10 protein-coding genes are annotated in these 12,878 nt (G+C 65.2%); 5 read left to right on the top strand and 5 right to left on the bottom strand.

Going from position 1 to position 12,878, the window contains the following annotated elements; genetic code table 11:
* Positions 1-14: 14 nt before the first annotated feature.
* The gene (gene hrpB, locus X265_RS04360; RefSeq protein WP_164938420.1) at positions 15-2,489 is read right to left on the bottom strand and encodes an ATP-dependent helicase HrpB; all 2,475 of its coding nucleotides are present in this window, start codon (positions 2,487-2,489) and stop codon (positions 15-17) included.
* A 178-nt stretch (positions 2,490-2,667) separates the two neighbouring features.
* Positions 2,668-3,981, bottom strand: a complete 1,314-nt coding sequence (locus X265_RS04355; RefSeq protein ID WP_128963786.1) for a UDP-glucose dehydrogenase family protein — start codon at positions 3,979-3,981, stop codon at positions 2,668-2,670.
* A gap of 191 nt (positions 3,982-4,172) precedes the next feature.
* On the opposite strand from X265_RS04355, the gene X265_RS04350 reads away from it, so the two are divergent.
* From X265_RS04350 to X265_RS04340, 3 genes are all read left to right on the top strand, one after another.
* Positions 4,173-5,243, top strand: a complete 1,071-nt coding sequence (locus X265_RS04350) for an acyltransferase family protein (protein ID WP_128963785.1) — start codon at positions 4,173-4,175, stop codon at positions 5,241-5,243.
* 196 nt (positions 5,244-5,439) lie between these two features.
* Positions 5,440-8,520: a DNA polymerase I gene (gene polA, locus X265_RS04345; RefSeq protein WP_128963784.1), complete on the top strand. Its 3,081-nt coding sequence runs from the start codon at positions 5,440-5,442 to the stop codon at positions 8,518-8,520.
* Between the two features lie 160 nt (positions 8,521-8,680).
* Positions 8,681-9,316, top strand: a complete 636-nt coding sequence (locus X265_RS04340; protein WP_128963783.1) for a LysE family translocator — start codon at positions 8,681-8,683, stop codon at positions 9,314-9,316.
* Between the two features lie 120 nt (positions 9,317-9,436).
* On the opposite strand, the gene X265_RS04335 is transcribed toward X265_RS04340, so the two are convergent.
* The gene (locus tag X265_RS04335) at positions 9,437-10,063 is read right to left on the bottom strand and encodes a glutathione S-transferase family protein (protein ID WP_128963782.1); all 627 of its coding nucleotides are present in this window, start codon (positions 10,061-10,063) and stop codon (positions 9,437-9,439) included.
* Positions 10,064-10,236: 173 nt separating this feature from the next.
* Here X265_RS04335 and pyrE point away from each other — a divergent pair, with 173 nt between their 5' ends.
* A complete protein-coding gene (gene pyrE / locus X265_RS04330) occupies positions 10,237-10,800 on the top strand; it encodes an orotate phosphoribosyltransferase (RefSeq protein ID WP_128963781.1) in 564 nt (187 codons plus the stop codon).
* A 178-nt stretch (positions 10,801-10,978) separates the two neighbouring features.
* Positions 10,979-11,755 (top strand): DUF2865 domain-containing protein, encoded by a 777-nt coding sequence (locus X265_RS04325; RefSeq protein ID WP_188637433.1) that lies wholly within the window; start codon positions 10,979-10,981, stop codon positions 11,753-11,755.
* A gap of 120 nt (positions 11,756-11,875) precedes the next feature.
* On the opposite strand, the gene X265_RS04320 is transcribed toward X265_RS04325, so the two are convergent.
* Positions 11,876-12,307, bottom strand: a complete 432-nt coding sequence (locus X265_RS04320) for a hypothetical protein (protein ID WP_128963780.1) — start codon at positions 12,305-12,307, stop codon at positions 11,876-11,878.
* A 164-nt stretch (positions 12,308-12,471) separates the two neighbouring features.
* Complete coding sequence (locus X265_RS04315; RefSeq protein WP_128963779.1) at positions 12,472-12,717, bottom strand: hypothetical protein; 246 nt, start codon at positions 12,715-12,717, stop codon at positions 12,472-12,474.
* Between the last annotated feature and the right edge of the window lie 161 nt (positions 12,718-12,878).

The following is a 12,878-nucleotide window of genomic DNA, read 5'->3' as shown; positions in this document are numbered from 1 at the left end:
GACGGTTAATGGCTTCAGGTGCCGCGCGGCTTTGCGCGCCGGGTCGGCATCGCGCCGGCCGGATCATCCGGCCAGGGATGGCGCGGATAGCGGCCGCGCAGGTCGGAACGGACCGCCGCATAGCTGCCGCGCCAGAAGCCGGGGAGATCGCGCGTCACCTGCACGGGGCGTTGCGCCGGCGACAGCAATTCGAGCACTAGCGGCACCTTGCCGGCGGCGATCGAGGGATGGGTGTTGAGGCCGAACAGTTCCTGCAGCCGCACCGCGATAGTCGGTCCCTGCTCGGCCTCGTAGTCGATCGCGAGCACGCTTCCCGTGGGCGCCTCGAAATGGGTCGGCGCCTCGCGGTCGAGCCGCGCGCGCATCTCCCACGGCAACAGCGCCATCAACGCATCGGAGAGGTCGCCCGCGGAAATGTCCTTCAGCGCGATCTTGTCGTAGAGAACAGGCACCAGCCAATCGTCACGCCGCGCGATCAGCTCGCTATCGGAGAGATCGGGCCAGCTCTCGCCCTCGGCCTTGCGCAAGAACATCACGCGATCGCGCCATTGTTTTGCGGCCTTCGACCATGGCAGCCGGTCGAGGCCGGCGGCGATGAGACCATCTGCGAAGATGCGCGCAGTATCCTCCGATGGCGATACAGGAAGCGTCGCGTCGGACAGCGTGATCGCGTGCAGCATGCGCTTGCGGCGGGCGCGCAGTGCCATCGCGCCGCGGTCGAACGAGATCTCGTCGGCGCTCTCGATATGCTCGGCGAAATGCCGCTCGATATCGTCCTCGGCGATTTGCGCCGCGAGCAGGATGCGGCCGCTCGCAGCCGTGCCGGTCATCTCGCCGATCGCGATGTAAGGCGCTCGCGCGAGCGAAGAGCTCTGCTCCACCGCGGCGCCCCGGCCGTTGGCGAGCACGAAACTACCGTTGCCGCGGTTGCGGGCGACGCGGTCCGGGAAGGCATAGGCCAGCATCAGGCCGGTGGAGAGATCCTCCTGCGGTCCCGGCTTCTCGGACGCTGCGACCTGCGAGGCCCAGCGTCGCGCGAGATCGCGCGCACTCGCCGCCCGCGGCGAGCGGTCGCGGCGGAACTGGTCACGCCGGTGCTCGAGATCGACGCTGTCGCCGCCGAGCCCGCGCTCGGTGATGATGGCGGCGATCTCGGCCGCCTCTTCGCCGCAGCCTGCACGATGCGAATCCACGATCATGCGGGCCAGCCGCGGCGGCAGCGCCAGCGCGCGCAGGCTCTTGCCTTCCGCCGTAATGCGGCCATCGCCATCGAGCGCATTAAGCTCGGAGAGCAAGCTCTTGGCCTCCTTCCAGGCCGGCTGCGGCGGTGGATCGAGGAAGGACAACGCGGAGGGATCGGCAATGCCCCATTGCGCGAGGTCGAGCACCAGCGAGGACAGGTCGGCACTCAGGATTTCGGGTTGCGTATAGAGCGCCAGCGAGGCGGTCTGCGGCTCGTCCCAGAGCCGGTAGCAGACGCCTGGCTCGGTGCGGCCGGCGCGGCCGCGGCGCTGATCGACTGCAGCACGCGACGCACGCACGGTTTCGAGCCGCGTCAGGCCGATGTCGGGCTCATAGCGCGGCACGCGGGCGAGCCCCGAATCGACGACGATACGCACGCCTTCGATCGTCAGCGAGGTCTCGGCGATCGAGGTCGCCAGCACCACCTTGCGCATGCCCTTTGGCGCAGGCGAGATGGCGCGGTCCTGCACGGCGGCATCGAGCGCGCCGAACAGCGGCACAATTTCGGTGCTGGCGTCCTGCACGCGCTCGCTGAGGAAATTCTGAGTGCGGCGGATTTCGGCCGCCCCCGGCAGGAAGGCGAGCACCGAGCCGCTGTCGGCGCGCAGGGCCGAGGCAATCGCATCCGCCATCTGCCGCTCGATCGGCGCATCCGCCTTGCGGCCCAGATAGCGCGTCTCGACCGGAAAGGCGCGGCCCGCGCTTTCGACGACGGGAGCATCGCCCAGCAGCTTGGCCACGCGCGCACCGTCGAGCGTGGCCGACATCACCAGGATTCGTAGGCCCTCGCGCAGACCGGTTTGCGCATCCCGCGCCAGCGCGAGGCCCATGTCGGCATCGAGCGAGCGCTCGTGGAATTCGTCGAACAAGATTGCCGCAACGCCGGAGAGCTCGGGATCGTCGAGGATCTGGCGGGTGAAGATCCCCTCGGTCACCACCTCGATGCGCGTGGCGCGCGAGATCTTCGAACCGAACCGGACACGATAACCGACGGTCTCCCCCGTGCGCTCGCCAAGCGACTTGGCCATGCGATCGGCGCTGGCGCGCGCGGCGATACGGCGCGGCTCGAGCACGATGATCTTCTTGCCCTTGGCCCAGGGCGCATCGAGCAGCGCCAGCGGCACGCGTGTGGTCTTGCCGGCGCCCGGAGGGGCGACCAGCACGGCCGCATTGTGCGCCTCCAGCGTGCGCGAGAGGTCGTCGAGCACGGCATCGATCGGGAGGGGCGTGTCGAAGCTACGGGGCAAGGTCTATCCACTCGTCATGCCCAGCCTTGTGCCGGGCATCCACGTCTTCGACTAGAAAACAGACGTGGATGGCGGGGAGCCGGCTCCGCGAACGCATCGCCGGGCTACAGAATCGGGCCGGCGAAGCCTAAGCGAAGACGGCAAGCCCGGCCATGACGGAATTACGTGCGGTGGTGGATCAGGCTTGGGGCGACCGCCCCACGCTCTCATAGGTGAAGCCGGCGGCAGCCATGTCTTCGGGGCGGTAGATGTTGCGCAGGTCGACGATGATGGGCTGCGCCATGGTGGTCTTCAGCCGGTCGAGATCGAGCGCGCGGAACTGGACCCATTCGGTCACGATGACCAGCGCATCGGCGCCTTGCGCGCAGGAATAGGCATCTTCGCAATAGGTGATGTTGGGCAACTCGCCCTTGGCCTGCTCCATGCCGACGGGATCGAACGCCTTCACCTTGGCGCCCATGTCGAGCAAGCCCGTCACCAGCGGAATCGAGGGCGCATCGCGCATGTCGTCGGTGTCGGGCTTGAAGGTGAGGCCGAGCACGGCGATGGTCTTGCCGCGCAAGGAGCCGCCGAGCGCCTGGCTCACTTTCCGCGCCATCGCGCGCTTGCGGTTCTCGTTGACCGCCAGCACGGATTCGACGATGCGCAGATTCACGTCGTAGTCCTGCGCGATCTTGATCAGCGCCTTGGTGTCCTTCGGGAAGCAGGAGCCGCCGAAGCCCGGACCGGCGTGCAGGAACTTGGTGCCGATGCGGTTGTCCAGGCCAATGCCGCGCGCGACCTCCTGAACGTTGGCACCGACCTTTTCCGACAGGTCGGCGATCTCGTTGATGAAGGTGATCTTGGTCGCGAGGAAGGCGTTGGCGGCGTATTTGATCATCTCGGCGGTGCGGCGCGCGGTGAACATCAGCGGCGCCTGGTTCAGCGACAGCGGGCGGTAGATGTCGCCCATCACCTTGCGGCCGCGCTCGTCGGAGGTGCCGACCACGACGCGGTCGGGGAACTTGAAATCGCGGATCGCGGCGCCCTCGCGCAGGAACTCGGGATTCGAGGCGACGACGACGTCCGCCTTGGGGTTGGTCTCGCGGATGATGCGCTCGACCTCGTCGCCGGTGCCGACAGGCACGGTCGACTTCGTCACCACGACGGTGAAGCCGGTCAGCGACTGCGCGATCTCCTTCGCGGCGGCGTAGACATAGGAGAGATCGGCATGGCCGTCGCCGCGGCGCGAGGGCGTGCCGACGGCGATGAACACCGCGTCGGCGTCAGCGACCGGCTTGGAGACATCGGTGGTGAAGTCGAGCCGCTTCGCCTTGACGTTGGTGGCGACCAGCTCGTCGAGGCCCGGCTCGTAGATCGGAATCTCGCCGCGATGGAGCGCAGCGATCTTCTTCTCGTCCTTGTCGACGCAGGTGACGTCGTGACCGAAATCCGCAAAGCAGGCTCCGGACACCAGTCCGACATAGCCCGTTCCGATCATCGCGATTCGCATGAAAATCCCTGTTTGGCTTGGTTAACGAAGCCCCAACTCGGGGCGGTTTAGCATTTTCCCGTCGGGAAGGAAGAGCCCGCGCCCGGAAACCGGCACGCGATTTGTACCGGTAAAGAAGTCGGAAACCACTGGGCGCCACACTGCGCCACGCCCGTACAGGATCGGGCGGAACCCGCCTCGAAAAGGGACACATGGCACGATCAGGCACATCAGCAGCGGACAGCGGGCTTCCCAAAGCCTCCGCGGCCGCGCGTGTCGACTGGGTCGATTATGCCAAGGGCATCTGCATCATCATGGTCGTGATGATGCATTCGGTGCTGGGGGTCGAGCTCGCGGCCGGAAAAACCGGTTTTATGCATGTCGTGGTGGCCTTCGCAAAACCGTTCCGGATGCCTGACTTCTTCCTGATTTCGGGCCTGTTCCTGCCTTTGGTGATCGATCGCGACTGGCGAACCTATCTCGACCGCAAGGTGGTGCATTTCGCCTATTTTTATGTCGTCTGGGTGACAATCCAGTTCGGCTTCAAGGCCCCCGCCTTTGCCGCTGAAATCGGCTGGCGTGACGTGGGCCTGCTGTATCTCGAATCCTTCATCGAGCCGTTCGGCACGCTCTGGTTCATCTACCTGCTGCCGATCTTCTTTGTCGTCACAAAACTGACACGCCGATTCCCGCCGCTCGCGATCTGGTTCGCCGCCGCCGCGCTGGATACCGCGCGCATCGCGACCGGCTGGACCGTGATCGACGAGTTCTGCGCACGCTTCGTCTATTTCTACTCGGGCTATTTGTTCGCGCCCTACGTATTCGCACTGTCGGATCGCGCGCGAAACCATCCCGCGCTTGCACTCGCCGCGCTAGCGACCTGGGCGCTGGTCGATGCCGGCCTCGTTGCATCAGGCGCAAGCGAGTGGAAGATCGTGTCACTGCTGCTCGGCTTCGCCGGCGCCTGCGCGATCATCACGACCGGCACGTTGCTCGCGCGCGCGCATTGGCTCAATGGCCTGCGCTTCTGCGGCGAGAATTCGATCGTGATCTATCTGGCCTTCTTCCTGCCGATGGCGACGACCCGGACAGTGCTGCTGCAGACGGGCATCATTCCCGACATCGGCATGGTTTCCCTGATCGTCACCATCGTTGGCGTACTCGGATCGCTCGCCATCTGGCACGCCGCGCTGCGGCTCAATGCACACTTCCTGTTCGAGCGGCCAGATGCATTCTGGATCGCGCCGAGGAAGACCGGGCCGGCCTTGCAGGCGGCGGAGTAGCAGAGTTCTCGGTGTCGTCGCCCGGCTAGACCGGGCGACCCAGTACGCCGAGGCGCCAGCGATTGAACCGAGAAGCCGCGGCGTACTGGATTCCTCCGCTTTCGCGGGGAATGACAGCGGGGGATAGCCGCGCTACCAGCCCAAAAATCCGCCTCCCAAGGCTGTCAAAGGTCGCAAAAGTTCATACATTGCGGCCATGCCCAAAACATCCCCGAAGACCACCGCCAAAGCTGACACCAAGGCTGCTGCGCCAAAGCCCGCCGAGACCAAGGCCACTGCTGCCAAAGCTGCTGCCAGACCGGTTGCCGCCAAAGCGGCCGGCAAGGGCGACCACGTCTTCCTGGTCGACGGTTCCTCCTACATTTTCCGCGCCTATCACGCGCTGCCGCCGCTGAACCGCAAGTCCGACGGCTTGCAGGTCAATGCCGTGCTCGGCTTCTGCAACATGTTGTGGAAGCTGCTGCGCGATATGCCCGAGGACAACCGGCCGACGCATCTGGCCATCATCTTCGACAAGTCGGAAATCACCTTCCGCAACAAGATCTATCCAGACTACAAGGCGCACCGGCCGCCGGCGCCTGACGATCTGATCCCGCAATTCGCTTTGATCCGTGAGGCAGTGCGCGCCTTCGATCTGCCCTGCCTGGAGCAAGTCGGCTTCGAGGCCGACGATCTCATCGCGACCTATGTGCGGCAGGCCTGCGAGCGCGGCGCCAGCGCGACCATCGTGTCCTCCGACAAGGACCTGATGCAGCTCGTCACCGATTGCGTCACCATGTACGACACCATGAAGGATCGTCGTATCGGCATCCCGGAGGTGATCGAGAAATTCGGCGTGCCGCCGGAGAAAGTGGTCGAGGTGCAGGCACTCGCCGGCGATTCCACCGACAACGTGCCGGGCGTCCCCGGCATCGGCATCAAGACCGCTGCCCAACTGATCGTCGAATATGGCGATCTCGAGCAGCTCCTCTTCCGCGCGACCGAGATCAAGCAGCCCAAGCGCCGCGAGGCGCTGATCGAGAACGCCGAGAAGGCGCGGATCTCGCGGCAGCTGGTACTGCTCGACGACAAGGTCGAACTGGAGGTGCCGCTGGACGATCTGGCCGTCCACGAGCCCGATCCGCGCAAGCTGATTGCCTTCCTGAAGGCGATGGAGTTCACAACGCTGACACGGCGCGTCGCCGAATATTCGCAGATCGATCCGGCCAATGTGGATGCCGATCCCGGCTACGCGAAAGGCGCGAGCGTATTCACGCCGCTGCCGCCTTCGGACGTCGTGCCAGCACCGGGATCCGGTAGCCCGACGCAAGCCCGGCCGGGCGAGCCCAACAAATCGGCGGGCAAGGAGGACAAGGCCGCGAGCCCGAAGGGTGCGCCGGTCTCACTTGCCGCGGCGCGCGAGGAGGCGCTGCGCAAGCTGCCGGTCGACCGAGGCAAGTATCAAGCCATCAAGACGCTGAAAGAGCTCAACGCCTTCATCGCACGGATCCATGACACCGGCCATGTCGCGGTCGAACTGCGCGGAAACTCGATTGATCCGATGCAGGCCGATCTCTGCGGCATCGCGCTGGCGCTGGGCCCGAACGAGGCCTGTTATGTGCCGCTGGCGCACAAGCAATCCGGCGGCGACGGCGGCTTGTTCGACGCGGGCCTCGCGCCCGATCAGGTCAGGCACGAAGACGCGCTTCATGCGCTGCGGCCGGTGCTGGAATCATCGGGCATTCTCAAGATCGGCTTCGACGTCAAGTTCACCGCCGTGATGCTGGCGCAGCACGGCATCACGTTGCGCAACACAGACGATGCGCAGCTGATCTCCTACGTGCTCGATGCCGGCCGCGGCTCGCATGCGCTGGAATCATTGTCCGAGCGCTGGTTCGGCCATGCCATGCTGAAGGAGAGCGAGCTGCTCGGCAGCGGCAAGGGCAAGATCACCTTCGACCAGGTGCCGATCGACAAGGCCGCGCCGCTGTCCGCCGAAGGCGCCGACATCGCCTTGCGGGTCTGGCGCGTGCTGAAGCCGCGCCTCGTCGCCGAGCACATGAACACCGTCTACGAGACGCTGGAGCGGCCGTTGGTCGCGGTGCTCGCGCGCATGGAGCGTCGTGGCATCTCGATCGACCGCCAGGTGCTGTCGCGGCTATCAGGCGACTTCGCCCAGACGGCGGCGCGCGTCGAGGCCGAGATCCAGGAGATCGCCGGCGAGCCGGTCAACGTCGGCAGCCCGAAGCAGATCGGCGACATCCTCTTCGGCAAGATGGGGTTGCCTGGCGGCACCAAGACCAAGACAGGCGCGTGGTCAACCACCGCGCAGGTGCTCGACGAGCTCGCCGAGCAGGGCCACGATTTTCCGCGGAAAATCCTGGAATGGCGCCAGGTCTCGAAACTGAAATCGACCTACACGGACGCGCTGCCGACCTATGTCAATCCGCAGACCCACCGCGTGCACACCACTTACGCGCTGGCCGCAACCACGACGGGCCGCCTGTCCTCGAACGAGCCGAACCTGCAGAACATTCCTGTCCGTACCGATGACGGCCGAAAAATCCGACGCGCCTTCATCGCAACGCCGGGGCACAAGCTCGTCTCGGCCGACTATTCGCAGATCGAGCTGCGGCTGCTGGCCGAGATCGCCGACATTCCGGTGCTGAAGCAGGCGTTCCGCGACGGTCTCGATATTCACGCGATGACGGCATCGGAAATGTTCGGCGTGGCGATCAAGGGCATGCCGAGCGAGATCCGCCGCCGCGCCAAGGCGATCAATTTCGGCATCATCTACGGCATCTCAGCGTTCGGCCTCGCCAACCAGCTCGGCATCGCCCGTGAAGAGGCGTCGGCCTACATCAAGAAGTATTTCGAGCGCTTCCCCGGCATCCGCGCCTATATGGACGAGACGCGCGATTTCTGCCGACAGCACGGCTACGTCACCACGCTGTTCGGCCGCAAGTGCCACTATCCCGACATCAAGGCCTCCAACGCCTCGGTGCGCGCCTTCAACGAGCGCGCGGCGATCAACGCGCGACTTCAAGGTACCGCAGCCGACATTATCCGCCGCGCCATGACGCGGGTCGAGGACGCGCTGGCCGAGAAGAAGCTTTCGGCACAGATGCTGCTCCAGGTGCATGACGAATTGATCTTCGAGGTCCCGGACGCGGAGGTCGAAAAGACGCTTCCCGTCGTGCAGCACGTCATGCAGGACGCGCCGTTCCCGGCCGTACTGCTGTCGGTGCCGCTGCACGTCGACGTCCGCGCGGCCACGAACTGGGACGAGGCGCATTGAGGCTGCTCTTGCCTCCGCCTGCACTCGATCAGGCGGCGGCGAACGCCGGGACGACACTGAGGTGAGATAACGTCTACTCAATTGTCCTCCGTGCAATTGCGTGATGGCCCCTCAGCGCCGCGCATATTAGAATCGACGCGTCTCCCGCACCGGTTCATCCATGCCCCACACCTCCGCCCTACTCGGCTTCGCCCTCGTCTGTCTCGGCCTCGTGCTCACGCCCGGGCCCAACATGATCTATCTGATCTCGCGCTCGATCACGCAGGGGCCGGCGGCGGGGATCGTCTCGCTCGGCGGCGTCGCGCTCGGCTTCGTGTTCTACATGCTATGCGCGGCATTCGGCATCACCGCGCTGCTGCTCGCCATTCCCTTTGCATATGACGCGCTGCGCTTTGCCGGCGCCGGCTACATGCTGTGGCTGGCCTGGCAGGCGATGAAGCCGGGTGGGCGCTCGCCGTTTCAGGTGAAGCAGCTCGCGATCGACAGCCCGCGGAAATTGTTCACGATGGGGTTCGTCACCAACCTGCTCAATCCGAAGATTGCGATGCTGTATCTGGCGCTGCTGCCCCAGTTCATCGACCCCACCGCCGGCAGCGTGCTGACCCAGTCGGTCGCGCTGGGCGCCATCCAGATCGCGATCAGCGTCAGCGTCAACGCGATGATCGCGCTCGCCGCCGGCTCGATCGCCCTGTTTCTCGCGAACCGGCCAAGCTGGATGCTGGTGCAACGCTGGCTGATGGGCACAGTGCTGGCCGGTCTTGCCGTGCGGATGGCCGTGGAAGCGCGGAAGGTGTGAAGGGGCACACTGTCATGCTCCGCGAAAGCGGGGCATCCAGTACTCCGAGACAGCGCGGCTGAATCGAGCCGCCGCGGCGTACTGGGTCGCCCGGTCAAGCCGGGCGACGACACCGTCACCTCAATCCAGCTTCGCCTCCATGCCCCTTCTCACCGCCGGGCGGGCCATCAGGGCGTCGTACCAGCGCTTGACGTTGGGGAAGTCGGCCAGATCGACCTTGTGGCGGGGATGGCGCCAGGCCCAGCCCAGGATGGCGAAATCGGCGACCGAGAGATCGCCGGCGACGAAGTCGCGGCCCTCGAGGCGGCGGTCCAGCACGCCGTAGAGCCGGCGGGTCTCGGCCATGAAGCGCTTCAGGCCGTAGGCGCGGTCCTGCTCGTTTTCGAGCGCAATGAAATGATGCACCTGGCCGGGGATCGGGCCGAAACCGCCCATCTGCCACATCAGCCATTCGTAGACGGGGATGCGCGCGCCAAGCGATTTCGGCAGGAATTTGCCTGTCTTTTCGCCGAGATAAAGCAGGATGGCCCCGGATTCGAAGATGCTGACGGGCTTGCCGTCCGGGCCCTCGGGATCGAGGATCGCGGGAATCTTGTTGTTGGGGGAGAGCTCGAGGAACCGAGGGTCCATCTGCTCGCCCTTGGTGATGTTCACCGGGACCACCTTGTAGGGCAGGCCCATTTCCTCCAACGCGACCGAGATTTTGCGGCCGTTCGGTGTGTTCCAGGTGTACAGCTCGATGGTCATTTCCTGTTTCCTTCCCCGAGGTAGCGGGCATCCACCTACTCCGGAAAGTTGCGGCCCCACAACCGCCCGACCGGGATGGCCGATCCCTGTTGACGGGGGACGCCCCCTCTGGAATGTCGCGGCCGTCGCGGATAAATTCCGCCACCTCCCAAGAACGCCCCTGAGGGACCACCGTGTCGAAATCTGCCTCCCGCGCCCGCCTGTTCGAAATCATCCGCCGCCGCTCCTTCGGGCGAGGCGAGGTGACGCTGGCGTCGGGCCGCAAGAGTGATTTCTACTTCAACCTGAAGCCGACCATGCTGGACCCCGAGGGCGCGACGCTGCTTGCCGAGCTGACCTACGAGGCGCTGAAGGACGACAATCTCGATTTCATCGGCGGGCTGGAAATGGGCGCGGTGCCGCTGGCCGGCGCGCTGGCGCAGATCTCCTGGATCAAGGGTCATCCGATCGCGGCCTTCTTCGTGCGCAAGAAGCCGAAAGAGCATGGCGCCAGGCTCGCGATCGAGGGACTGCCGAAGGGCGAGACGCTGGCCGGCAAGCGCGTCGTGATCGTCGAGGACGTCACCACGACAGGCGGCTCGGCGATGAAGGCGGTGGAATCCGTGCGCGAGACCGGCGCTGAAGTCGTGCTGGTGCTGACCATGGTCGACCGCGAGGAAGGCGCCACCGACACCTTCGGCGCGGCGGGTCTGCCGTTCCGCTCGCTGTACAAGGCGTCGGAATTTTTGAAGGATTAAAGCCTTTCGCTGCGGGTGCGCTGCGCAGCATTCGAGCCATCCTCAACGCCTCATTTACCATCCGGCTTTATGGTGAATCATGTGCTGAGACCCGTGAGGGCCCCAGCCGGTTCGGTAGCGTTGGGTGGAGTAAGCGTTGCGTACGATCATGTCCCATGCCCGCCGGCGGCGTCGCGCGATGCTTGTGGCCGCCACTTTCGCAAGCACGCTGCTCGCAGCTCCGGCCCCCGTTTCGGCCGAAGGCCTGTTCGACTTCTTTTTCGGCGGAATGCAGCAGCGGCCGCAGCGTGACGTGCCGCAGCAGGCGAATTCCTACGCCGATCCCTTCAGCGGCCAGCAGAACCCGGCCGTTCAGCCGCAATATGTGCCGCCGACCCGCTCGGCAGCGGCCGGCGGCTCCGGACCCGCCTTCTGCGTGCGCAGCTGCGACGGCAAATATTTTCCGTTGATGCGCGGCCTCGCCTCGCCGGCACAGATGTGTCAGGCCTTCTGTCCTGCAAGCGCCACCAAGGTGTTTTTCGGCTCTTCGATCGACGGCGCTTATAGCCAGACCGGCGAGCGCTACGCCGACAGCGAGAACGCGTTCGCCTATCGCAAGGCGCTGCGCGCCGACTGCACCTGCAACGGCCGCGAGCCGGCCGGGCTCGCTCCTGTCGACCTGGCGCTCGACTCCTCGCTGAAGGCCGGCGACGTCATCGCCACCACCGACGGCCTCGTCGCCTATACCGGCGTCCGCCTCGGCCAGGAGCAGACCGCTGAATTCACTCCTGTGGCCTCCTATCCCGGCCTCACCGCACAGGTCCGCACCCGGCTCGGCGAAATGAAGGTCGCGCCGGTGCGGGCGGAAACGGTCGCGGCCGATGCGCCGCCCGCCGAGATCGTGCGGGAGAGGCTGCCCGATGTGACGCCGCCGAAGCCACAGGCGAAACCGGCGAAGCGGGCGGAACTGGATTAAGGCCCTGGCCCTGGGCCAAGCTGTCATTGCGAGGAGCCCTTACGACGAAGCAATCCAGGATCCCTTCACGGAAAGATTCTGGATTGCTTCGCTACGCTCGCAATGCCGGAGAAGAGAGCCTCACGGCCCGATAATCACCCCAATCACGTTCGGCGCCGCCAGATATTTCTCCTCGATGGCCGCGCGCGCGGCGGCGCGGTTCTCCGGCGTCAGCAGACCGCGCTTCTCGGCGAGGATCATCCAGCAGAACCCCCACCAGTCGGTCAGCATGCCCTGATCGCCAACGAGGTCATAACCCTGCTCGGCCGCGAAGATTCGCGCATGCGCCTCGTCCAGCGTGTCAAGAAAGTGATGATCCTCGGGCGCGAACAGATCGTCGCTGATGTCGTCGATGGTGTAGCCCCAGATCGACTGGCACACCGCGTTGAACTCGCGGTCGAATTGGTCGTCATCGACAGCATGGCGTCGCGCCGCCTGATGCAGCCGCGACAGCGACCGCGCGAAATCGGCGATCCGGGTGAGGGCAAATTGATCGAAGGCAATGGTGGACATGTAGTCCTCGCGACTGACGTCAGACCCTAGATGTTGTGTCGGCAATGCGCCGAATCACAATGATATATCAAAGACTTGCTAAAGTGTTCTTAATTTGTTCTGGAGAGTCCACAATGTCGTCCCGCCACGGCCGGGATGACATTAGTCATGGTGCGCCAACTCCCTCAGTTCACTGCCGACATCAGCTTGTCCCCGCACGCGCTCGCATAGAACTTGCCGCCGCATTGTCGCTTGATGGCGGCGCAGCGCTGCGCGGGTGTTGCATTTTGCGGGAGAGAGACGGCGCAGCTGAGGCCGTCGGCACTGCGCCCCATCTTGCCGGCGGCAAAGGCGGCGCTGGAGGCGGTGATACAGACGACCAGCAGCGCAGCCGTGGTGATTTCGATCAGCAGTCGCAGCAGCGGTTTCATGGGGCGTTTCCTCCACAGTGATGGCTGAATCTGTGCTCATTCTAGCACCAAATCGGCGTTCCTCCGTGCTGCTCCGGGTTTCCAAAGCGGCCCGTTCCTTGCATAATTTTGCGCCAGCGCAGTTGTGCATGGCCGCGCCAGCGATGGTTCCGGTGCAGGGG

The sequence above is a fragment of the Bradyrhizobium guangdongense genome (assembly GCF_004114975.1).
Lineage (GTDB): Bacteria > Pseudomonadota > Alphaproteobacteria > Rhizobiales > Xanthobacteraceae > Bradyrhizobium > Bradyrhizobium guangdongense.
The sequence above is the reverse complement of the archived record's forward strand: the minus strand, read 5'-3'. Positions and strand labels throughout refer to the sequence as shown.

Excerpts from the sequence above, each read along its gene's own strand:
- X265_RS04320 (WP_128963780.1), bottom strand. The coding sequence starts at position 12,307 with ATGTCCACCATTGCCTTCGATCAATTTGCCCTCACCCGGATCGCCGAT.
- X265_RS04350 (WP_128963785.1), top strand. The coding sequence starts at position 4,173 with ATGGCACGATCAGGCACATCAGCAGCGGACAGCGGGCTTCCCAAAGCC.
- X265_RS04325 (WP_188637433.1), top strand. The coding sequence starts at position 10,979 with ATGCTTGTGGCCGCCACTTTCGCAAGCACGCTGCTCGCAGCTCCGGCC.
- X265_RS04315 (WP_128963779.1), bottom strand. The coding sequence starts at position 12,717 with ATGAAACCGCTGCTGCGACTGCTGATCGAAATCACCACGGCTGCGCTG.
- X265_RS04335 (WP_128963782.1), bottom strand. The coding sequence starts at position 10,063 with ATGACCATCGAGCTGTACACCTGGAACACACCGAACGGCCGCAAAATC.
- X265_RS04340 (WP_128963783.1), top strand. The coding sequence starts at position 8,681 with ATGCCCCACACCTCCGCCCTACTCGGCTTCGCCCTCGTCTGTCTCGGC.
- X265_RS04355 (WP_128963786.1), bottom strand. The coding sequence starts at position 3,981 with ATGCGAATCGCGATGATCGGAACGGGCTATGTCGGACTGGTGTCCGGA.
- polA (WP_128963784.1), top strand. The coding sequence starts at position 5,440 with ATGCCCAAAACATCCCCGAAGACCACCGCCAAAGCTGACACCAAGGCT.